We start from the raw sequence: 22,299 nt of genomic DNA, 5'->3' as shown, positions 1-22,299 counted from the left end.
TTGCATCTTTACGAGGTCATACAACGAGAAAACGCCTTTACTTTTGCCGCCCATCTTACCCAGCCCTGCAAGAAAATCATGTTGGCAACCACGTTGTTGCTGCCCAACTTGCCCTACGTTACATCCGTGTGAGCCATTCCTTGCGACGGTTCTTTCAATATTGCAACATTTCTCACAAGGCAAATCGCTAAAAAAGAAAGGCTTTATTGCACACGCACCTACCAACACTTCCGCAAAATGTAACCTCAAACGAATTATAATTCAAGGAATTATTGTACCTTTGCCAAACACTTCGTACATGATGAGGAGCATCTACCCAGCCAACGCAGCAACGAGGATAAAGTAAGGACACACTGCCATCCAACAAATGCAAGTAACAGCTATTATGCCCATCCTTCAAGGGGTAATCGGGAGAAAAGATGTTACAACGCATTAAACTAAGGCTAGTTTTTATAACTTCGCACTAGGTTCCTATGTTGTTTGGCAGAGCAACGCTTTGTTATTTTCTGCTTTTACCAAGCAGCGTATGCCCGCTTTTCTGTGGCTTAGCCCCACCATGTCCGCCAAATAAGCAAGCAGAACCCGCTCAGAGACAACAAAGAAAGCCATTAAAGACGACTTTTTGAAACATCCCTAAGCCAAGAAAGTTTATCTGAATTATACATCAAAGCAATCGTTATTTATGAAAAAGTATGTTGGTTTATTGTTATTGCTAACCATATTTTCTGTTGGTTATGCACAAGAGAATGTGGTAAAACATTGGGAGTACGACATTAATGGCAAGCATGGAATTGCATGTCGTTACGTTCAATCAAGGAATTTGTTGTTCATGTCTGGCTTTTCTGTTGCGGATAATGATGTTTTCTACTTTGCGGGAGGCAAACCGCTAAGCGTTGTTTGTTTTAAAGGAACAAAGAAAATGTACGAAAGAGTAATAGATGAGCTGCCAACAAAGCTATCGATGTTTAAAGTAGAAAAAGACAGCGTGTACTTGGTGAATGATCAAAACCTAACTTTGTACCGCATGCACAAAAGCGGGCAAGAACCTGTTAATAAAGTAAAGCTGAACGTTGGCAAACTCAAGCCGTGCGAAGGAGCAATGCGGGAGTTTGGGTTTGTATTAATCCAAAGGATAGGCCAGCCACTTAATGCCAATTATAAAGCAATATACTTTAATGACTCGGGTAGATTGATAAAAAAGGAAGACATTGAAAACAAAGACAATGCATTGTGCAACAGTTCCGAATGCAAAAAGATATTGGACAGCTATTTATATCCTTCTGCAAAACTGGTGTTCCCTGGTTTTGACGGCAACTACAAAGGCACATGGAACGGCTATAACATCTTTTGGGGATTGTTCGGCAATTCGGAGAAAGCCAGTTGGACGCTTGCTTTTGCCGATAAAGACGGAAAGGTAGCAAAGCATTACGACATCAATTATCATCTAAACGACATGTATGATGTCATTCCCTTGCCTGTGCTTACAAATGATATTGACCCTGAAACTTTCACCACTGCGCCAACCTACTGTATGTTACATGGTGAAAATCTGTATATACTGGGTTATTCTGGTGCAAAAAAGAAAATAATTTTATGCAGAATCAATCTTTTAAATGCCTTCAATTCAGAGCAGTCTGCTAAATAGCGCGTGAGTTTATGAGGAGGCCAGCTGCCAAGCGCACGAATGTATACGAATTATGTCCCTACATGAACGAAAGGAAATCGCTTTCTTTCTGAACAAAACTAAAGAAGTAAGCAACGGCACTTGCGCCCATTACCGCACAGTTGGTTGGCAAAAGGAAGAACACAAGAACGCAAACCATTATACAACCACTCATCGTTTTTAACGCCAACAACGATGAATGTTTGCGCACATTTTTCTATCTTTGCAAACAAAAATCACAACATAAACGGTAACAAGTATGCAGTATTTCGAAATTGCAGTCAAGCTGATAACGGGCATGATAGGTATTTTGGTCTTCCTGCGCATTGCAGGTAAGGCGCAGATGGCACAGCTGACGCCACTCGATACGGTAAGCGCGTTTGTGATAGGAGCGCTAGTCGGCGGTGTGCTTTACAACCCCGACATGAGCGTTTGGCACATTCTCTTCGCCCTTGCCGTGTGGACAGGGTTCAATCTCTTTATCCGTTTCTGCATGCGTTCCAAGGTGTTGCGACGCCTTATCAAGGGAGACAGTGTGTATTTGGTGAAAGGTGGAGCTATCAACTTCAAGGCATTTAAGCGCAACAGCTTGGAAATGGAACAGTTCCGCTTGCTACTCAGGCAAAAAGGTGTGTTCTCGATGTTCGACGTAGACGATGTTCGCTTTGAAACTAACGGTGCCATAACGGTGTCGGAAATGGGAAAAGTGTCCGATTCGTACTTGCTTGTGAACAACGGCGCCATTGTAGACAGCTCGTTGTACCATTGCGGAAAGACCCGCCAATGGGTACTAAGGCATATCAAGCACTATGGCTACGACAGTCCCACCAACCTGTTTTGCATGGAGTGGACACCGAATAAGGGTTTCTACCTTGTAGCGAAGAACGGCGACGTAACACGCGGGAACGAAGAGATACCAGTCGAAGATATAGCACATGAAGTGCTTAACTAGGACGATGGCGATGCCTTGCATAAACGACGAAAAGCGAGAAACAAGCGACACTTGCCTATGGACGAGGTGCCGCTGCCTGGTCTTGTGCGCGTTGGCGTGGTTCGGCACCGTGGCCTTTGCCCAACAAACGGATAGCGTTTCGCGATGGGGCGTGAGCCTTTCAGCCATGAAAGGAAATGTGGTGGCAGCCGACCAATATGTGAAGAAATGGCTTAAACGGGGCGACAACCTTTCTGTTGCCCTCGAATTGTTGCGCGCTCCGCTACCCAAAGACAGCGACTTCTTTGCCGTCGACTATGGCAATCCCACCTTCGCCTTTGGCTTACGCTACACATTTAACAATGCAGTAAGGCTACATCGCGAGGCCGATGCCGATTGGGGGCTGCTTGTTCCCGTGCCCTACGAGTCGCCTTTGGGCAATACACTCTCGCTCTACACCACCTTTTATCGTCCTCTTCATCGTTCGCGAACATGGGAAACGGCCTATTCGCTCAGTGGCGGCGTAGGCTTTTCATCGTCTATATATAATAAGGAGAACGCCATCGACAACGAGTTTATCGGGTCGCATGCCTCCATCTACTTTGCCGCAGGTCTGCATCAGACCTTTCATTTCGCCCCAAAATGGGGGTTACGAGCATCGTTAGAGTTTGTACACCACAGTAATGGTGCCCTTTATCGCCCCAATAAAGGCAGCAATACCTTAGGCGCATCCCTGGCTTTGTTGTACACGCCTTACTACGAACAAACGTTGCGCACAGCACAAACACGCAGCAAAAAACCATTCGAACGGGGTATGTACCTCAACTTCGCGGCAGGCGTGGGGGCGAAAACGTTGCTCGAAGACTGGCTGTTAACGCAGTTTGGAACGCCACCTGGGCATCCCGACTATCGCACAGAACGCTTTCGCATCTACGCCGCCTATTCGTTACAGGCAGATTTGATGTGGCGCTATGCGCGCCGTTGGTCATCGGGCGTGGGCGTTGATGCGTTTTATGGAACATACGCACGTCGTGTGGAAGAATTAGACCAACAAGCCGGCCACAATCTCCGTCACTCGCCATTCTCCTTTGGCTTAGCAGCCAAACACGAGGCACATTATGGGCGATTGTCGCTGGCTATGTCGCTCGGCGTTTACCTTTATCGCCGAATGGGAGCCAATGCTAAGATAAACGAAACGCCATATTACGAACGCATTGGCCTGCATTATGCCTTGCCTTGGTTCAATGGGCTTACGGTTGGCGTGAACGTAAAGGCTCATAAAACCAAAGCCGACTTTACGGAAGTGGTGGTTGGCGTGCCCATCAGGCTGTAAGCAAGGAATACGAAAAGAACATTTGCACCATAACAACAAAGCATACCACTCCCCCTTTCCCATTGGAGAGGGGCTGGGGGGGAGAGGCCAATTACCAGATTTCTGCCTTTTGTTTGGCGCATACCCAATTTATACTTACATTTGCATAACGAAATAACAAAAACATCATGACATTATATCCCAAACTGATAAAAGACACATTGGCCACAGTGATGTACGCCGGAACAAAAAAGAATATCATTGAAAGCGACATGCTTGCCGACGACATACACATTGATGGCATGAAAGTAAGTTTCACATTACGCTTTCCCAAGGAGACCGACCCTTTCTTAAAGTCGACCATCAAGGCGGCAGAGGCGGCTATACACTATCATGTAAGCCCTGATGTAGAAGTGGAAATAAAAACCGAATTTGCCGCTAAGCCTCGCCCCGAAGTGGGAAAGCTACTGCCACAAGTAAAAAACATCATTGCCGTTAGTTCGGGTAAGGGTGGTGTTGGCAAAAGCACAGTGTCGGCAAACCTTGCTATTGCACTTGCCCGATTGGGCTATAAGGTGGGCTTGTTGGATGCCGACATCTTCGGTCCGTCAATGCCTAAGATGTTCAACGTTGAGCAAGCGCGACCCTATGCCTCGAAAGTAGACGGCCGCGACCTTATCGAACCCATCGAACAATATGGCGTTAAGCTACTTAGCATCGGCTTTTTCGTAAACGCAGAGACGGCTACGCTGTGGCGTGGCAGTATGGCCAGCAATGCTTTGAAACAGCTTATCGCCGATGCCGACTGGGGAGAGCTGGACTATTTTATACTAGACACGCCGCCGGGAACAAGCGATATACACCTCACCTTGCTGCAAACGCTGGCCATTACGGGCGCGGTTATCGTCAGTACGCCACAAAGCGTGGCCTTGGCCGATGCGCGAAAGGGTATCGACATGTACCGAAACGAAAAGGTGAATGTGCCTATATTGGGCCTTGTTGAGAACATGGCGTGGTTTACACCTGCCGAATTGCCCCAAAACAAGTATTACATCTTTGGCAAAGAAGGCGTTAAACAACTGGCCGACGAGATGGAAACGCCCCTATTGGCGCAAATTCCATTGGTGCAAAGTATCTGCGAAAATGGCGACAAGGGTACGCCGGCGGCGTTGGATGCCGACACAATAACGGGCCAAGCCTTCATAAACTTGGCGCAAGCTGTGGTTACTGTAACCAACAGGCGCAACAAGGAGCAAGCTCCCACAAAGATTGTTGAGGTGAATAAAGGGTAAAACAACACCGCCCAGACGGTTCGTTGGCCTGAACCAAAAAGTGCGTTTCTAGGCACGGCAACACGCAAATTAAATTGCATCTTGCCGTGCCTAGAAACGCATTTTATGTAAAAGGGGGTTCAACAAACGCCCCATTTCCATTTGCAGTCAGGCCTTTTCAATGGCCTGCCGCATTGCATTCACCCTTACTTCACCACCACAGCCTTAATAATCTTCATGTCTTCGAAAGGCCTACTACGTTCGTCGCAGGGCGTTTTCTGTATCTTTTCTACCACGTCCATCCCTTCAACCACTTCTCCAAATACCGTATAAGTGCCGTCGAGGTGTGGCGTTCCGCCTTTCTTAAAATAGGTTTCGCGTTGTTCGGGAGTCAGTTTTACACTGCCGTTGGTTCTCAAATCCAACTTTGCTTGCACGGCATCAAGTTGATAATCGGTCATACGTTTGCCATAAACGATGTAGAATTGAGCCGAAGACGACTCCCATTTGGGGTTAACATCGTCGCCTTCGCGTGCAGCTGCCAATGCGCCACGCTTGTGATAATACGTTGGGAACACTATTTCGGCAGGCACGGTATAGTCGGGCGAATAGCCACCAGCAGGCTCTCCGAAGGCCGCATGGCGCGAAGTAGAGTCGCCACCTTGTATCATAAAGTTCTCTATTACTCGGTGAAAAAGGGTTCCATTGTAATAACCCGACTTCACAAGCCGTATAAAATTGTCGCGATGTTTAGGCGTTTCGTTATACAAAACCACGCGGATGTTGCCCATATTGGTTTCTAACAACACCTGATGCCGAACCGTATCGGCCTGCGTTTGCGCCAAAGCTACCATGCAAAACATGGCGCAAACAAAAGTAAACAATGCTTTTTTCATAACTTTAAGTTTGTAAGTTTATAAGGTTTTCTGAGTTTATCAGTTTACGAGTTGGTGAGGCTTTGAGGTTATGAGCCTGTGAGTTGGTGAGATGTTGAAACTATAAGTTGGTGAGATGTTGAGTTTATAAACCTGTGATTTGTTGGCTTTGTGGGTTTATAAGTTGGTAAGCTTGTCTCATCATGTTCAGCGTTCATCGCTCATTAAGCGATAAGCACAACAACTCACAAACTTATAAGCTCAACACCTCACCACTCAGTTTAATAGCTTTCGCCGTTCATTATCTCGTCTTCGGTAATGGATTTGCGGTCTATGGCGCGCCACGCGGCAAAGATATAAGCCAATACGAAGGGGATAAGTAGCGACACAACCGACATGGCTGTTAGCGTAAACTCGCTGCCAGAGCTGTTGGCAATGGTGAGCGAACTTTGCAAATCGGCGTTAGAAGGATAGTAAGCCGTGTTGTTCCAACCTGCACAAAGCAGCAGAACCAACACCACCAACACTACGCCAACGCCGCCAAACCAGATGCCACGCTTAAACTTGGGTTCGCGAAGGGTACGCACAATGCCGTAAAGTAGCGACACAACGCCCACCAAAAGCACGAGGGTTAGATACCACATCGTGGTGAGATTGTGCAGATACTTAAAGGGTTGCATAAAGATAAGGTCCGTTTGTGGGTCGTAAGCATAGCCATCCTTCAACAATACGTGTACCAAGAAACTCAAAAAGAATGCTAAGAACACCACCGTGCAAAGGCGCAGTTGCTTACGAGCGCGAGTAACGATTGCCTCGTGCGCCACATTATTAATAATATACAGCAAACCCAATACGCGCGCCAAGAAGAACACGGCTACGCCTAAGACAACGTTCCACAAGTCGAGTAAAGCGTCGAGCCCATGACTACCATTGGCCCAACGGCTAATCACAGGTTGCGCCATAGCCGTAATGTTACCTTTATCTACAACAAAGTTAGAGCCGTTGAAGAATGTGGCCACAGCACCACCCAAGAGTATCGGACCAACAACGCCGTTGATGATGAGGAACGTTTGGAATGTGCGAACGCCCAAGAGATTGCCCAACTTGTTTTGAAATTCGTAGCTAACGGCTTGAATAACAAACGAGAAGAGTATAATCATCCAAAGCCAATAGGCACCGCCAAAGCTGGTACTATAAAACAAAGGGAACGATGCAAAGAAACCACCACCAAATACCACCAACGTAGTAAAGGTAAATTCCCACTTTCGGCCAGTGGAATTAACCACCAACCGGCGTTCGTTCTCGGTCTTGCCAAGGGTAAATATAAGGGTGTTTGCGCCCTGAACAAACATCAGGAACACCAGCAATGCGCCTAGGAGCGACACCAAGAACCACCAATAATGTTGCAAAAATTCGTATGACATAATAAATTATTTATTCTGTTAAAGGGGAAGAGGGAAAAGCTGAAAGGGTGAAAAGATGGCTAACACCCACAAAGCCGCGCATGTTTTTGCTATCTTAGTTTCCCTAGATTTCCTAGAAATCATAGCCCCAGGTTTCTTGGGGAACCTAGATTTCTTACAGACGCAAGCCCCAACGCATTAGGCTTAACCCCTCCTTTAAAGTAGCAAAGCTATCCACGCCCCTCTCCCTTTGGAGAGGGGTTGGGGGTGAGGCTTTTTATTTTCCGTACTCAGGACCCTTCTTAATTTGTTTAACCAAGATGTTTATTTCTACCACAAGCAGCGTGGTAAACAAAGCCAAGAAGAGGAAGAAGGTTGTGGCAATGGAGGCTGGACTAACGTCGCTTACAGCCACCCAGGTGGGCAACATGTCTTGAATAGTCCACGGTTGGCGACCCAACTCGGCCAAAACCCAACCTGCCTCAGAGGCGATGTAGCCCATCGGCAAGGTGCACATGCCCAAAATAAGTAGCCAACGATAGCGCGACAGGTCTTTGCGATAGCTGAAAAAGGTGAGAACAGCAAAGAAAAGCACGAAGAACGAACCCAAACCAACCATCAAACGGAACGACCAGAAGGCAAGGGGAATGTAGGGCACCACCTGTTCTTCCTTCTCTACGTAACCATATCCAAAATATTTCATATTGGCTTTGATGATGGGCAACACCTTCTGAGCGGTTGTTTCGTCGCCCGCCTTTTTGGCTTTGCGATACACCATCAGGGCATTTACGGCTGCCTTACCCATCACCATCTTCTCTGCCACCGACGGTTCGCGTGTACCGTCGGCCTTAACATAACCATCCAGCAGGTCGTTAACACCAGGTACAAAACCATGCGCGGTGTGAGTAGCCATCACCGAGAGGGCATAAGGAATAGAAACATGGCATGCAAGTTCTTCGCCTGAACGATAATCGTGCTGCTTAAAGGGATTAACCAAAGCAATTGCAGTAAGGCTTTGGCTCTCGCCACCCTTGCATAGCGCCTCCATTGCAGCTAGTTTCATGGGTTGAACCTTACCAACGAGCGTGGCAGAATGGTGTCCCGTCATGGCTGCGAGTATCGAAGCCACAAAACCAACGCAAGCGGCTATCTTCATGCTTTGCTTAGCCAGTTCCATTTCGCGTTTCTTCAACAGATAATAGGCACTTACAGCCACCACGAATACAGCTCCTACAATCCACGAAGAGGTTACCGTGTGGCAGAACTTATCAATGGCAAAGGGCGACAAGGCCACATCTGCGAAACTTACCATCTCGTTGCGCATGGTGTCGGGATTGAACTCGCAACCCACGGGGTATTGCATCCAGGCATTGGCCACCAATATCCACCAAGCCGAAATGGTTGCTCCGATACCTGTGAGCCATGTTGATGCAAGGTGGAAACCTGGCGAAACCTTTTTCCATCCGAAGAACATCACAGCCACAAACGTACTTTCCATAAAGAAGGCCACAATGCCTTCTATGGCCAAGGGCGCACCAAAGATGTCGCCTACAAACCACGAGTAGTTACTCCAATTGGTGCCGAACTGAAACTCCAAGATAATGCCAGTGGCCACGCCCATAGCAAAGTTAATACCGAATAGTTTCTGCCAAAAGTGCGCTACATCTTTCCAAAACTGCTTTTTGGTGCGATAATAGCAGGTCTCGGCAATGCCCATGATAACGGCAAGGCCAAGCGTAAGGGGCACAAAGAGCCAATGGTACATGGCCGTAAGGGCGAACTGCGCGCGCGACCAGTCTATCGTACCCGTTGAAATGTCTAGAAATAGTTGATTGAACATAGTTTATTTTAATGATTATAAATTCCTTGTGTTGTGCGATTTGCCTTTTGGGGCGTTCCGTCTGCCAGCCTTCGCCATGCCCAGTTGCCCCGGTTTACAATAGCCGCCACTATTTTTGGCGTTGGTCTAGCGTGCGCGACACATAGTCGGCCTCCCCTCCTTTGGGTGCATTTGCTTTCAAAAAGTTGGGAAAGAAAAACACTTTGAGGATGGCAAACATGATGAAGAGCTTGATGAATATCACCAACCACAACTTCTTACCCAATGTCATGCTCCTAAAACCATCATAGTAAAGGTCAAACGCGCGGTACCAAAAGCTTTTCTTGTTCATTCTTATTGTAATGTTTACAATGTGCAAATATAATAAAAATATCGTAACGATGTGCGCAATACAGACATTATTTTACCAAAGAAAAATACTTTTAAAGGTGAAAGGGACTTTTAAAGGTGAAAAGGTGAAAAAATGGCTGCGCCTACAAACTTGTTAACTTGCTAGATAAAAAATGGCGATGCCTGCTGATGAACGAGTTTGGCTAGTATAACTAGAAAACTAGGAATACTAAGATAACTAGTGAAACTAGGATAACTAGAACAGCTAGAACAACTAGAACAGCTAGAACAACTAGAACAGCTAGAACAACTAGAACAGCTAGAACAACTAGAACAACTACCCCAACCTACTTACTAAACCTAACGTTCGCAAATACAAATGTCTTATTTTCGGTATATATTTTAACATTATTACTGGCCACTTTCTCCACCAATCGCTCACCTTGCCGCAAAAAATCGATTCTCGCGAAGGTTGGTTTTGGCACAAAAAGGGGGTTGTTGAAAATGCAAACAAGATGAATACACATTGCATAAAACCGCAATTTGCACCAGCTTTTGGGCCATTTGATGCTAAATGCACTGCGTTTTGATGCTAAATGCACTGCGTTTTGGTGCTAAATGCACTGCGTTTTGGTGCTAAATGCACTGTGTTTTGATGCTAAATGCACTGCGTTTTGATGCTAAATGCAAGGTAAAATGGTGCAAAATGCGGTGCAAAATGGTGCTAAACGCGAGACAATTCGCATAAAAATTCACTGCAAAGAGACAAGTTAACACCCTTTCGAACCATGAAAAATATGGCTCGAAAGGACAAAATGGCCATTAAAAAGTGGTTTTTTAGGGGAAAAATGCAGGTAATTGGACTTGAAAAATTACGAGCTGGCAACCAAAATAGAAAGGCTAAATGGTACAAAATGCAGGTTTTACTCTAAAAAATGGCGTAAAAGATAACGCGTAAGGCCGAAAAAACGGCTAATTTCTTGCTAAAAAAGCCTCTTTTTCGCCTAGAAGGACTAGCAAACAAAACGCATTTTGTAAAATATAATTATCGCATTTAACAAAAATAGCCACTAGGAAAAAGGTTGAAAGCTAGTAGCTAACGGCCAATTGGGATTATAATCGAAAGTAGTTGGTTTGGGGAATGGCACGATTGTTTAGAATAAAAGCCTATGTTACCTTGCATAATGCTTTATAGTAAAAGATAATTCTTTTGGGAAATTGTTCTTTTCTTGTTCCCCTAAAAGTGCGTTTTCTCGCCATGACAATGTTCGAGCAAGCTCGACGTTGTTCATTTGGCTTAACGAAAACGTTCATCTTTCGTGGTTCGACATAAACACGCCCATGTTGACACAAGGACATAAGAAACATAATGAAGTGCTCTTTACTTTTTCCTCATTATATGCCGCTGGAAAGATATTTTCAACTTGCAAAGCATGTGTTGAAAGTTCTCCCGCCAGGTCACCTTTTCAAGGCATATCCACCTTTTTGCCACAGACAAATGCAGTAGAATTTCAGAATTTATCGTATCTTTGTCTAATACTTCGTATATGGGAGGAGTGCTTATCTTGGTATTGCATCACAAGTACAATAAACTCCTCTCAATTGATAGAAAGATTAAAAGTAAAGACTACGCCATAAACTTTGTGGTATGTTTTCAACCAGATAGCGAACTAAATACACGTACACGATGAGCACAACAGACACCATTACCAACGAATTGAAAGCCCAAGGAAGTGCAGAGAAGGCGGCACATTTAAGCTATTTCTTCAAGACGGGCAAGGGACAATACGGCGAGAACGACCGCTTTTTGGGCGTTACCGTACCCGAAACGCGCCGTGTGGCTAAGGCGCATGCGGGTGTGGAAATGGCCGATTTGCAACAACTCATTCAGTCTGAGTGGCACGAAGTGCGCCTTTGCGCCTTGTTCATTCTTACTATTCAGTTCAACAAAGGCGACGAACCAACGCGCACCGAGCTTGTAGACTTTTATTTAAGCAACACCCAATACATCAACAATTGGGACCTCGTGGACCTTGCCGCGTGGGAAACTATCGGCACTTACTTGCTAGACAAGCCGCGCGACTTGCTTTATCGGCTAGCCGAAAGCCCTTTGTTGTGGGATAACCGCATTGCGATGGTGTCTACTTATGCCTTTATCAGGCAAGGACAACTAGACGATACCTACGCCTTGGCCGAGAAGATGATGGGGCATAAGCACGACTTGATGCACAAGGCCATTGGTTGGATGTTGCGCGAGTCTGGCAAACGCGATGTGGAAAGACTTCGGCAATTTGTGGAAAACCATCGCTTGGAGATGCCCCGAACCATGTTGCGCTATGCCATCGAGAAATTTTCGCCCGAAGAACGCAAGCACCTTATGCGCAAAGGGTGACGTGTTAAGAGCGGGATTACAAAAAAGTGGAGGGTTGCATTGGCAGCTCTCCACTTTTGTATCTGTATGTTTTTAGGATGGTTTTCTACATGCTTTTCACCGCGTGGGCCAATTGTTCTAGGGCCTGTTGAAGTATGGCGCGAGGTGTTCCCACATTCAATCGCATGTGCGATTCTCCACCTGGGCCAAACATTTCGCCATCGTTCATGGCCAAATGGGCCTTATCAACGCATAGGTCGAGCAGTTGGGCGTGGTTGAGGTTCAGCTCGGTAAAGTCGAGCCACACTAAGAAACTAGCCTGCGGGCGCAGTGGTTTAACACCTGGGATATGCTTTTTGCAAAACTCTTCTACGAAAAGCACATTGCCCTCAATGTATTTCAGCATTTGCTTGCGCCACTCGTCGCCTTGCGTAAAGGCCGCAATGGTGGCAATGGGCGCAAAGATGGTGGGTTCGTTCAGTTCGTTTGCGGCGAGCCAACGGAAAAATTTGGTGCGCAGTTCGGCATTGGGAACGATGGCAAACGAACTGACAATGCCTGCCATGTTGAACGTTTTAGAGGGTGCGCCAAAGGTGATGGAGATGTCTGCCGCACGCTGGCTCACGGTGGCGAAAGGCGTATGCCGATAGCCAAACAAGGCCATGTCGGCGTGAATTTCATCGCTAATAACGAGGATGTTGCGCTCGTAACAGAAGTCGGCCAAGCGTTGCAGCGTTTCCTTAGACCATGTTTGCCCTGCCGGATTGTGGGGGTTGCACAGCACAAATACCTTGCATTGCTCGTCGCAAACGGCCTCAAGGTTGTCGAAGTCCATTTCGTAATAGCCTTCGGCGTTGCGTTTCAGTGGGTTGAACACCACTTCGCGCCCGTTGGCTAGTGGCGTAAGGCGGAACGGATGGTACACGGGCGGCTGTATAATCACCTTTTCGCCAGGGCGTGTAAACACGTTTATCACAAAGCCAATGCCCTTAACAATGCCTGGGATGTAGGTTAGCCACTGGCGTTGCACAGTCCATTGGTGTTGGCGTTGCTGCCAGTTGATGATGCTCTGCCATAGCTCGTCGGGCGTTGTTGTGTAGCCAAAGATGGGGTGTTCCAATCGTTTGCGCAAGGCATCAACGATAAAAGGTGGTGTGGCAAAGTCCATGTCGGCCACCCAAAGGGGCAAAAGGTCGTCGCGTCCCCAACGTGGTAGCAATGCGTCGTGCTTAACGTCGCCGCTGCCTTTGCGGTCGATTATTTGGTCGAAGTTGTAGTTGTGCATGATAATTGTCGGCCTCACACCTCCCTCTCTTTACGGGTGGAGGGTAGTGATATGCCTCGTTTTTGTCGTTATGGATTAATAATGATGTTTGCGGTTAGCTCTTTTGCCGAAGAGTTAGCCTAACGCTTGTTTGATGTCTTCCAACAGGTCGTCCACGTCTTCCAATCCGATGCTCAGTCGGATAGTCGTGTCCAACACGTCCATCTCTTGGCGTTCTTTGTCCGAGAACGAGCCGTAAATGGTGCTGGCGGGGTGGATGGCAAGCGTGCGATTGTCGAAAAGATTGGTGGCTCGATGAATAAGCTTAAGCTTGTTTATCATGTTGAAACAGGCCGCTTTGCTCTCCAAGTCGATGGTTATCATGGCACCGGCCGTGTTGCCAAACTGCTTTTTGGCCAGTTCGTGGTAGGGATTGTCGGGCAGTCCCACGTAGTTAACGCGTTTAATCTGCGGCAGGGCCTGCATGCGGATGGCCAGTTGTAGGGCGTTGGCGGCCTGAATGTGATAGCGTGCATCGAGAACTTCTAGGCCGACAGTTTGCAGATAGGCCGCTTGGGGAGTCATGTAGGCACCGAAGTTGAAGAGCAATTCGCCACGTAGGGCATGCCCCAAACGTTCGCATGTGCCGTAATCAATAACCAATCCGCCCAAAGACGTTGCTCCACCACTGATGTATTTGGTGCTGGAAACCACTTCGGCATCCACCCCAAGGGCCTTGGCCGAGAACTCGGTAAAGGGAATAAGCGTGGTGTCGGCCACCAAGGGGATGCCCCGTGCGTGGGCTAATGCCGCCAAAGCCGGCAGGTCTACCACCTCTAATTGGGGGTTGGACATTATTTCTAAGTACACGCAGCAGGTATTGTCGTCGAGCAAAGGTTCCACTTCGTCAGGCTTGGTGAGGTCGCAAAGGCGTGCTTCCACACCGAAACGTTTGAGTGTGGAGGTGAGCAACGAGTAGGTATTGCCGAACATGTGGCGCGAACTGACGATGTTTTTTCCTTGTTCGGCCAGTGCAATAAACACGGCACTGATGGCCGCCATGCCCGAATTGAAGGCCACAACGTCTGTTGCGCCCGTGATACCCTTTACGCGATGTTCAAAGTTTTCAACCGTTGGGTTGCCCACGCGCGAGTAATCGGGAGCTGCGATACGTCCGCAAAACACGTCGGACATGGTTTGTGCATTGTCAAACTCGTAGGCCACGGCGTTGTAAACGGGCATGCTCAGGGCATCGTAAGCATCGCGGCGTTTGTAGGCTTGGTGTATGGCGCGCGTTGTTTTCCTCATTATTATATGTTTAGTTGAAGTTGTTACACTTGCTTAATACCATTGCACGGCGTTGCCGTAGCCACTGCGCTTGTCGTATTTAAGGGCATCGGTAAGCGTGGAGGCATTACAACGGAAGGTGAAGTTGTAGCTGGTGTATGGGGCCAAAACCACCGAACAACTCATGCTGAAACAGTGAAGGTCGCGTTGTAGCGAGGCCGTGGTCATGGATATTTTCTTGTTTTCAAAGTCGTAACCCGACGAAAAACTGATGTTCCATCCCTCGCTAAGGCGTATGTTGCCGCTCATGTTGAGCGTTTGCGTAAACTTATAGGGGTAGCGCATGGTTTTGTAGTTGAACTTAGAGCGGTCGGTATTGTTCTCGCTCATCGTTACTCCATAGCCAAAAGTTAGCGACCACGGCATGGAGAATTTCATGTATCCGTCGTCGTCGGTCTCGGTCTTTCCGCCGTCGTTAGGGTTGCTTGCGCCGCGTTGTCCCTCAACCATGTCGTCGTCGATGTTGCTTTCTATGTTCGTATCAATGCCTTCATCGTTCTTGTTTGGTTTCTTATTGTCGTCTTCTTTCGTCTTTTTGCCGAACAGCTTAGCCAGTTTTTCGGGCGTAAGGGTGAACGAAACGTTTTGCGACATGCCTTGGAAACGGCCAAACCTACCGCGTCCCCACTCGGTATGCGTGCCCACATAGGGGTTGCCGTCTTTGTCTAATTCGTAGGCGTAAGTGGCAAACACGGCGTTCATACTGAACGTGTAGTTCTTCCACCACTTTAATCTTAGGCGCATACTAAGGTCGCTCCACGGTCTGCTTTCGGCCGCCATGTTGTACGACATGGATGCGCCCAGCTCGTCGATGAGCGAAATCTTCTTAAATCCCGTTGAGTCTTTGTCGGAACGTATCTTCATTTCGAGGTTGTTTCCTACGTCGAACGACACGCTACCTGTCTTTCCTCGGCCGGGCACACCAAAGAGCGAGCCCTCGAAAGGCGAGTATTCAACAAGCGAAACGTTGCCCGAGGCATCTGTCTTTTGGTAAGTGGCGTAGTAGCCGTAACGCGCCGAGCCGAAGTCGGGGGCGTAACTGAAACTCACTTGCGGCGTGATGACGTGGCGAATGGCCACAATCTTGTCGCCAAACAGCTTGCGGCTGGGTGTCCAAAAGCCGTAAAGCTTGGTGTTGGCCGATACGCTCATGCGCCAGTCGTACACGTTGTGGAACCCGTAAGTGGTGTCGCGGCGTTCTTTTTGCTGAGCGATGTCCCACGAACGGTTAATCTTATTGGTGTACATGCGGTCGGTAAACGATACCGAGGGGTTGAGACTGAGGTAGTTGAACAGCGTAAACGACCCGCTGATGGGCACGCTGTGCATCATTCCGTTGCGCCAATCCTTTACTAAATTCGAGCGTAACAGGCGGTCTTCTTTCGTGTTTATCGAGTTGCTTAGTTGGCCCGTGTAGCTCATCGAAATCTTTTCGTACCAGCGTTCCTTACCCACGGCGTGCTTGCGTTTAAAGGGATTAAAGCGCGCAATGGAGATGTTGAGGTCGGGAAGAGTGAGTGCGATGCTCGAGTCGCGCATGTTTTGCGAGAGGTTTCCCGTTGCGCTGAGCGTTAGACCGATGCTCGAAAAGCCCGTACTCCAACTAACCGACGAAGTTCGGGTGCTTTGTGTAAGCGCTTGGGGGTTGTAAAGGCTGTTCATGTTGTTGCGCTCGTAGCTGGTGGAGGCAAAGTTAACACTCCCCGAAAGGTTGCTGAAAGGGTTGGCCTTGGGGTCTTGTCGGTGGCTCCATTGCAGCTTAAAGCTGGTTTGCGACGAGTAATCGGGCAATCCCTTGTCGCCCGTCTTGGTGTTTTGGTAGCTAAAATAAAAGCTGCCGTTGTAGCGATAGCGCTTGCGATAGTTGGTTGCGGCCGAAACACCCCACGAGCCTTTGGTGTATATTTCGCCCAAAAGCTTCAGGTCCCACTTATCTCCGAGGGCGAAATAATAGCCAATGTCGCGCAGGTAAAAGCCGCGTTCGCTCTCGTCGCCGTATGTGGGCATGATAAAGCCGCTGCTGTATTTCTTGGTAAAGGGGAAGAAACCGTAGGGAATGGCCAACGGCAATGGCACGTCGGCCACTACTAAATAGGCTGGTCCGAACACCACATCCTTGCCTGGACGAACCTTAGCACGCGATAGCGCAATGTAAAAGTCGGGGCAATCTTTATCGCAAGTGGTGTATCGTCCGTGTTGAAGATACACGTCGCCATTGGCATCGCGCTTGGCTTTTTCGCCGAAAAGAAATCCCTCTTGTTGCTGTGTGTGCACCTCTTTGATAATTCCTTTCTTCGATTTGAAGTTAAAGGCCATTGTGTCGCTGCTATACTTGTCGGACCCCATGTTAAATACGGGCTTGCCTTTAACGCCGCTTTTCTCTGTGCTGTCGGGCGCACCAGTGGCGTGTACCACGCTACTGTCTGTGCTGATGCGTATGCGTTCGCTGGCCAAGTCCATGTTTTCGTACTTCACTTTGGCCGAACCGTAGAGGTAAGCCATCTTTGAATCGGCGTTGTAAACCAGCGAATCGTTGCCCGAATACACCACGGGCGCGTCTATTCCGTTTTTCTTTTGTCGGTTAATCGAGTCGAGGCGGATGGAGTCGTCCACCTGCTTGTTGTGTCGGTAGATGGCCCGTTGCAGCGAATCCATGCGTGTAGTGTCGTTGGCCACGCGTTCCAACGAGTCGCGCCTGATGGAGTCGGCCTGCCTCTCGGCAGCCGTCTTAGGCGTTTTTTTTCGCTGTGCGTAGGGTGTATAAACCCCCGCCGTCACAAATATGACGGCAAACAGCAACAAGGCAATTAACGATTTTCTTCGCATTCTAGGCTACAAAATTAACGAATAAATGGTGAACCTTCTTGCTCTTATCCCTTTTTAACACTTGTTCGCGCAGCTTTTATGGGGTAGGGCGGGTGTTATTTGCGGTGCAGCGCGTGGCATTTGGTGGCATGCTTGCCACCCCCTTTGCTCGCCAAGCAATGCTAACTATCTGCAAAAACTTCAAAGCAATGGGCCGTATTTGATTTTTTTTATCTAATTTTGCACCGCTATATTATCCACTTATAGTAATTTGTATAAGCAACTTATGAAAAAGAAAATACAATTCAGTCTTGTTTATCGAGACATGTGGCAAAGCTCTGGAAAGTTTCAGCCACGTAAAGACCAATTGGAGCGCATCGCTCCCGTGATTATTGAGATGGGATGTTTCTCGCGTGTGGAAACCAACGGCGGTGCTTTCGAGCAAGTGAACCTGCTTGCAGGTGAAAACCCCAACGAGGGTGTGCGAGCATTCTGTAAGCCTTTTAATGAGGTGGGCATAAAGACCCACATGCTAGACCGTGGACTGAACGCTTTGCGAATGTACCCCGTGCCCGACGATGTTCGTGCGCTGATGTATAAGGTGAAACACGCGCAAGGTGTGGACATACCCCGTATTTTCGACGGCTTGAACGACGTTCGTAACATCATACCCAGCATTAAATGGGCGGCCGAGGCAGGCATGACGCCGCAGGGAACGCTCTGTATTACTACTTCGCCCGTGCATACGCTGGAATATTATAGCAACATTGCCGACCAACTTATCGAGGCCGGAGCAAAGGAAATATGCCTTAAAGACATGGCCGGCATTGGCCAACCCGCCTTGTTGGGTCAGCTAACGAAGGCCATTAAGGACAAGCACCCCGACATTATCATCGAGTATCACGGCCATACAGGCCCCGGTTTGTCGATGGCTTCTGTCTTGGAGGTGTGCAACAACGGTGCCGACATCATCGATACGGCTATCGAACCGCTATCTTGGGGTAAGGTTCATCCCGACGTTATCTCGGTGCAAAGCATGTTGAAGAACGAAGGTTTCGATGTTCCCGAAATCAACATGAGTGCTTACATGAAGGCGCGCGCATTGACACAAGAGTTCATCGACGAGTGGTTGGGCTACTTTATCAACCCCGCCAACAAGCTGATGAGCTCGTTGTTGCTTGGTTGTGGCTTGCCTGGCGGTATGATGGGCAGTATGATGGCCGACCTAGCGGGCATACATAGCACCATCAATAGCATTCGTGCGAAGAAGGGCGAGCCCGAATTGTCTACCGACGACATGCTTATCAACCTCTTCAATGAGGTGGAATACGTTTGGCCACGTGTGGGGTATCCACCCCTCGTAACGCCATTCTCGCAGTATGTGAAGAACATTGCGCTGATGAACCTCCTTACAATGGAGCAAGGCAAGGGTCGTTTCGTGATGATGGACGATGCCATGTGGGGTATGATTTTGGGCAAGAGTGGCAAAATTCCTGGAACAATCGCACCCGAATTGGTGGCTTTGGCCAAGGAAAAAGGGTTCGAATTTACCGATGCCGACCCACATACGCTGCTGCCAAACAGCTTGGATGAGTTTAAGAAGGAAATGGACGAGAACGGTTGGGAGTATGGACAGGACGACGAAGAACTGTTTGAACTGGCTATGCACCCCGAACAATACCGCAATTATAAGAGCGGACAGGCTAAGAAGAACTTCTTGGCCGACTTGCAAAAGGCTAAGGATGCCAAAATGGGTAGCAAGTTGTCGGTTGAAGAACTCGCCGCCTTTAAGCACGCCAAGGCCGATGCGCTTGTTGCTCCCGTTAAGGGACAACTGTTCTGGGAATTTAATGGCGACGGCGAATGCGCACCTACCGTTGAGCCTTACATTGGTAAGGAATACAAGGAAGGCGAAGTGTTCTGCTACATTGTTGCCACTTGGGGCGAGATTGTTACTGTGCCTGCCGCACTTGGTGGCAAGCTGGTTGAAATCAACGCCAAGCAGGGTAGCAAGGTGAATAAGGGCGATGTAGTGGCTTACATCGAGCGCGCACAATAAGATTTGACATCGGGCATAAGCCCAAAACATAGCATCGAAGGCACGGCTTGCAACACATGTTGCGGGTCGTGCCTTTGCTTTTTAGTGGTTTATGTTGTTGTCTTTCGTGGTTTCGTCGTCGTTTGCCCACAAATTTCTGACCACTTGTGCAGTACAACGCTGCTTGTACTGGGGCTACAAGCTGCTTGTAGTGCTGCTACAAGGCCCTTGTAGTGTCCGTACAAGCCTCTTGTAGTGCCACTACAAGGGGCTTTGTATTCATGCTGTTGTTTGTAACTTAAAGGCAATAAGGCCGTGAAAAACGAACTAAGAAAGGGAGAAAGGCCTCGAAAGCGTGGTTCTTTTGGGGCTTGCGTTTATTATTGGCATGTTCTAAAAGTTCCCCGCAAAGGTGTTCAATTGTTGTTCCTTGTATAGCTCTTCATTGTCTTTTTGCTTTTATCTGGCATCTTTTGCTTTCTCTTTCAGAAAGCATAGTGCACCATGCTCCTTCAAGAAGTAAGCAAAAACTGCTCAGCTAAAAGCTAAAATACAGTAAAGGTAACTTTTAGAACCTGCCTATAACCGCGGCCGCACACTTGCTTGATGTTCACAAGTAGGCACTAAAAAAGGAGCCCCTTCATCGCGAAGAACCTCCTCCAAAAACAGTAATTAACTCAAAATTTATAATCTATTTTTACTGACAATTAGGATATTCATCATTAGTTTGCGAGAACTGGCTTGCAATAAGCAATCCTCGTGACCTAAACTTGTCACTGCAAAGATAGGCAAGATATTTGAAAATGCAAACTTTATTGTGACAAAAATTGAGGTTTCTTAAATTTATTAATTCTTTTTTTAATCCTTTTTGGCGGAAAGGGGAGGGCGAAAGGCTGAAAGAAAGGAAAGAGGTTAAGAAGGTTTTGTCCATTAATAAGGTACTATTCCGGCCATTTGCCTGAAAAGAAAGACCTTTGTAGCTTTATTATTTCAGCTCTTTCACGGCTTACCTATTTACTCCTTCACCGCTTACTCCTTTCTACTTTCCTCCTTACTCCTTTCTACTTCCCTCCATACTCCTTACTTCTTACTACTTCTCTCCTTACTCCTTCCCTCCTTTTTACTTCCTCCTTACTACTTCTCTCCTTCCTCCTTCCCTCCTTACCACTTACTCCTTCCTCCTTCTCTCCTTACTACTCCCCACTTCTCTCCTTCCTACTTGCTACTTCTCTCCTTACTACTTACTACTTCTCTCCTTACTACTTACTACTTCCCTCCTTACTCCTTCCCCGCCTTTTCTTCAAACCTATCCACCAGCCATTGCAGCTGTTGGGCGATGGTTAGCTGTCCGTTGTCTAGCTCAATGGCATCGTCGGCCTTGCGCAACGGACTCACTTCTCGGTGACTATCCTTATAATCGCGCTCTTGAACGTTGCGAAGAATTTCGTCGTAGTTGGCCTCCATGCCCTTGCCTACAAGCTCGTCAAAGCGGCGTTGCGCCCTAACCTCGGCCGAAGCCGTGACAAACACTTTCAGTTCGGCATCGGGAAACACCACCGTACCAATGTCGCGACCATCCATCACGATACCCTTATCCTGTCCCATGCGTTGTTGTTGAGCCACAAGAGCCGTGCGAACAAAGTCTATTGCCGCAATGGAACTCACGTGAGCCGACACCTCCATGCCCCTAATCTCGCGTTCAACATTCTCGCCGTTGAGGTAAGTTTCGGCCTTTCCTGTTTCTGGGTTTAGCTTAAACTCCACCCTTAGCGTGTCCATTTTCGCTTTCAGGGCCTCGCGGTCAACATGGCCGTCGGGCGCAATCATGCTGTTTTGCATGGCAAAAAGCGTTACGGCGCGGTACATTGCACCCGTGTCTACATAGATATATCCCACTTCTTTGGCCAGCATCTTGGCCATAGTGCTCTTTCCGCACGACGAAAGTCCGTCGATGGCGATGGTTATTTTCTTCATAGTGTATTGTTGTTTGTAAGTTTCTTTTTTAGTTTACGAGTTGGTGAGTTGATGAGTTTTTGAGTTAATAACTCACAACTCACATCGCAAACGACACGTTAAGCACCACCGACGAGCTAGAAACGTGGTACTTGCCGTAAGCCAAGTTCAGCTTAAACCGTTCTAGTTGCAAACCTGCACCAAGCGACAAACCCGCGCCATGACTGCTGGCGTTCTCGGCATCGCCCACTTTCATCTCGTTGGCACGCCGCAAACTATATCCTGCGCCCACCCAAATGTTTGGCGAAAGGTCTACATCCACGCCAAAAACAAAATGTTTCATCAGCGCATAATGCCAGTGATTGAGGCCTACCAGCGTGGCCGACAAGCGGAAAGGCGTGTGTTGCAGGCGTTTGCTGATGCCCATTTGCACGTCTATCGGCATCGCCTCGTAGTCGTCTTCGTAGGCTTTAAGCTGTCCGCCCAGGTTCTTAGCCACCACCGAAAGCGACAGTTCGCGGTCGGAATCGTAATAGTTCAGGCCAAGGTCTACGCCCATACCAATCGAAGTATAGTGCCCGATGCTCGACGACAGCACCTTTGCAGCGATGCCGCCAGCCAACTTATCGGTAAGCATGTACGAGAAATAAGCCGTTGCGGCGATGTCCCTAGCGGCAAATTCGCCCAAGTCTTGGTTGTCGGCAGTGGTATATCGCATCTTGCCATAGTCCACATAGTTAACGGAGAGGGCGGCCGAGGCGCGCTCTTTTATCACCTTGTTGTAGGCCACACCGGCCAAATTAACACCCCGCATGAAGTTCATGTAGTTCAATGCAAGTGTCTTATCGCTCACCGACGACAGCAATGCAGGGTTGTTGAACATCAGCCAAGCATCG

At 48.0% G+C, this 22,299-nt stretch carries 15 protein-coding genes; 6 read left to right on the top strand and 9 right to left on the bottom strand.

All coding sequences use genetic code 11. The features are described from left to right. Positions 1 to 682 precede the first annotated feature (682 nt). From HMPREF0670_RS06385 to HMPREF0670_RS06370, 4 genes are all read left to right on the top strand, one after another. On the top strand, positions 683 to 1,645 hold the full coding sequence (locus HMPREF0670_RS06385) for a hypothetical protein (protein WP_009230330.1): 963 nt from the start codon (positions 683 to 685) through the stop codon (positions 1,643 to 1,645). 277 nt (positions 1,646 to 1,922) lie between these two features. Beyond that, complete coding sequence (locus HMPREF0670_RS06380; protein WP_009230329.1) at positions 1,923 to 2,615, top strand: DUF421 domain-containing protein; 693 nt, start codon at positions 1,923 to 1,925, stop codon at positions 2,613 to 2,615. After that, on the top strand, positions 2,599 to 3,927 hold the full coding sequence (locus tag HMPREF0670_RS06375; RefSeq protein WP_009230328.1) for an acyloxyacyl hydrolase: 1,329 nt from the start codon (positions 2,599 to 2,601) through the stop codon (positions 3,925 to 3,927). The genes HMPREF0670_RS06380 and HMPREF0670_RS06375 overlap by 17 nt, the downstream gene beginning before the upstream one ends. A gap of 167 nt (positions 3,928 to 4,094) precedes the next feature. Next, positions 4,095 to 5,198 (top strand): Mrp/NBP35 family ATP-binding protein, encoded by a 1,104-nt coding sequence (locus HMPREF0670_RS06370; RefSeq protein WP_009230327.1) that lies wholly within the window; start codon positions 4,095 to 4,097, stop codon positions 5,196 to 5,198. Positions 5,199 to 5,383: 185 nt separating this feature from the next. Here HMPREF0670_RS06370 and HMPREF0670_RS06365 read toward each other — a convergent pair whose 3' ends face one another. The 4 genes from HMPREF0670_RS06365 to HMPREF0670_RS06350 form a co-directional block, all read right to left on the bottom strand. Then, the gene (locus HMPREF0670_RS06365) at positions 5,384 to 6,073 is read right to left on the bottom strand and encodes a peptidylprolyl isomerase (protein WP_009230326.1); all 690 of its coding nucleotides are present in this window, start codon (positions 6,071 to 6,073) and stop codon (positions 5,384 to 5,386) included. 260 nt (positions 6,074 to 6,333) lie between these two features. Then, positions 6,334 to 7,476, bottom strand: coding sequence for a cytochrome d ubiquinol oxidase subunit II (locus tag HMPREF0670_RS06360; RefSeq protein WP_009230325.1), 1,143 nt, complete (start codon positions 7,474 to 7,476; stop codon positions 6,334 to 6,336). A gap of 256 nt (positions 7,477 to 7,732) precedes the next feature. Then, positions 7,733 to 9,295, bottom strand: a complete 1,563-nt coding sequence (locus HMPREF0670_RS06355) for a cytochrome ubiquinol oxidase subunit I (RefSeq protein WP_009230324.1) — start codon at positions 9,293 to 9,295, stop codon at positions 7,733 to 7,735. 109 nt (positions 9,296 to 9,404) lie between these two features. Continuing rightward, the gene (locus HMPREF0670_RS06350; RefSeq protein ID WP_009230323.1) at positions 9,405 to 9,626 is read right to left on the bottom strand and encodes a DUF4492 domain-containing protein; all 222 of its coding nucleotides are present in this window, start codon (positions 9,624 to 9,626) and stop codon (positions 9,405 to 9,407) included. A 1,686-nt stretch (positions 9,627 to 11,312) separates the two neighbouring features. Here HMPREF0670_RS06350 and HMPREF0670_RS06340 point away from each other — a divergent pair. Then, on the top strand, positions 11,313 to 12,017 hold the full coding sequence (locus HMPREF0670_RS06340; RefSeq protein WP_009230321.1) for a DNA alkylation repair protein: 705 nt from the start codon (positions 11,313 to 11,315) through the stop codon (positions 12,015 to 12,017). Between the two features lie 85 nt (positions 12,018 to 12,102). Here the strand turns inward: HMPREF0670_RS06340 and HMPREF0670_RS06335 are convergent, their stop codons facing one another. The 3 genes from HMPREF0670_RS06335 to HMPREF0670_RS06325 form a co-directional block, all read right to left on the bottom strand. Continuing rightward, positions 12,103 to 13,281, bottom strand: coding sequence for a MalY/PatB family protein (locus tag HMPREF0670_RS06335; RefSeq protein ID WP_198009284.1), 1,179 nt, complete (start codon positions 13,279 to 13,281; stop codon positions 12,103 to 12,105). Between the two features lie 114 nt (positions 13,282 to 13,395). Then, positions 13,396 to 14,568 (bottom strand): trans-sulfuration enzyme family protein, encoded by a 1,173-nt coding sequence (locus HMPREF0670_RS06330; RefSeq protein ID WP_009230319.1) that lies wholly within the window; start codon positions 14,566 to 14,568, stop codon positions 13,396 to 13,398. A gap of 33 nt (positions 14,569 to 14,601) precedes the next feature. Further along, positions 14,602 to 17,433, bottom strand: a complete 2,832-nt coding sequence (locus HMPREF0670_RS06325; protein ID WP_009230318.1) for a putative LPS assembly protein LptD — start codon at positions 17,431 to 17,433, stop codon at positions 14,602 to 14,604. Positions 17,434 to 17,698: 265 nt separating this feature from the next. Between HMPREF0670_RS06325 and HMPREF0670_RS06320 the strand changes: the two genes are divergently transcribed. Next, positions 17,699 to 19,471 (top strand): oxaloacetate decarboxylase, encoded by a 1,773-nt coding sequence (locus HMPREF0670_RS06320; protein WP_009230317.1) that lies wholly within the window; start codon positions 17,699 to 17,701, stop codon positions 19,469 to 19,471. A 1,257-nt stretch (positions 19,472 to 20,728) separates the two neighbouring features. On the opposite strand, the gene cmk is transcribed toward HMPREF0670_RS06320, so the two are convergent. Both cmk and porQ read right to left on the bottom strand, forming a co-directional pair. Beyond that, entirely contained in the window at positions 20,729 to 21,424 is a 696-nt protein-coding gene (gene cmk, locus HMPREF0670_RS06315; protein WP_009230316.1) for a (d)CMP kinase, read from the bottom strand. 79 nt (positions 21,425 to 21,503) lie between these two features. Next, a partial coding sequence (gene porQ / locus HMPREF0670_RS06310) for a type IX secretion system protein PorQ (RefSeq protein ID WP_083786793.1) occupies positions 21,504 to 22,299 on the bottom strand: 796 nt, incomplete at its 5' end.

This window comes from Prevotella sp. oral taxon 317 str. F0108 (genome assembly GCF_000162415.1).
Classification (GTDB): domain Bacteria; phylum Bacteroidota; class Bacteroidia; order Bacteroidales; family Bacteroidaceae; genus Prevotella; species Prevotella conceptionensis.
The sequence above is the reverse complement of the archived record's forward strand: the minus strand, read 5'-3'. Positions and strand labels throughout refer to the sequence as shown.

What these genes read in the sequence shown, in the direction of transcription:
- HMPREF0670_RS06380 (WP_009230329.1), top strand. Translation starts at nt 1,923, where the DNA reads ATGCAGTATTTCGAAATTGCAGTCAAGCTGATAACGGGCATGATAGGT.
- HMPREF0670_RS06355 (WP_009230324.1), bottom strand. Translation starts at nt 9,295, where the DNA reads ATGTTCAATCAACTATTTCTAGACATTTCAACGGGTACGATAGACTGG.
- HMPREF0670_RS06385 (WP_009230330.1), top strand. Translation starts at nt 683, where the DNA reads ATGAAAAAGTATGTTGGTTTATTGTTATTGCTAACCATATTTTCTGTT.
- HMPREF0670_RS06370 (WP_009230327.1), top strand. Translation starts at nt 4,095, where the DNA reads ATGACATTATATCCCAAACTGATAAAAGACACATTGGCCACAGTGATG.
- HMPREF0670_RS06320 (WP_009230317.1), top strand. Translation starts at nt 17,699, where the DNA reads ATGAAAAAGAAAATACAATTCAGTCTTGTTTATCGAGACATGTGGCAA.
- HMPREF0670_RS06365 (WP_009230326.1), bottom strand. Translation starts at nt 6,073, where the DNA reads ATGAAAAAAGCATTGTTTACTTTTGTTTGCGCCATGTTTTGCATGGTA.
- HMPREF0670_RS06340 (WP_009230321.1), top strand. Translation starts at nt 11,313, where the DNA reads ATGAGCACAACAGACACCATTACCAACGAATTGAAAGCCCAAGGAAGT.
- HMPREF0670_RS06335 (WP_198009284.1), bottom strand. Translation starts at nt 13,281, where the DNA reads ATGCACAACTACAACTTCGACCAAATAATCGACCGCAAAGGCAGCGGC.
- HMPREF0670_RS06375 (WP_009230328.1), top strand. Translation starts at nt 2,599, where the DNA reads ATGAAGTGCTTAACTAGGACGATGGCGATGCCTTGCATAAACGACGAA.
- cmk (WP_009230316.1), bottom strand. Translation starts at nt 21,424, where the DNA reads ATGAAGAAAATAACCATCGCCATCGACGGACTTTCGTCGTGCGGAAAG.
- HMPREF0670_RS06330 (WP_009230319.1), bottom strand. Translation starts at nt 14,568, where the DNA reads ATGAGGAAAACAACGCGCGCCATACACCAAGCCTACAAACGCCGCGAT.
- HMPREF0670_RS06360 (WP_009230325.1), bottom strand. Translation starts at nt 7,476, where the DNA reads ATGTCATACGAATTTTTGCAACATTATTGGTGGTTCTTGGTGTCGCTC.
- HMPREF0670_RS06350 (WP_009230323.1), bottom strand. Translation starts at nt 9,626, where the DNA reads ATGAACAAGAAAAGCTTTTGGTACCGCGCGTTTGACCTTTACTATGAT.
- HMPREF0670_RS06325 (WP_009230318.1), bottom strand. Translation starts at nt 17,433, where the DNA reads ATGCGAAGAAAATCGTTAATTGCCTTGTTGCTGTTTGCCGTCATATTT.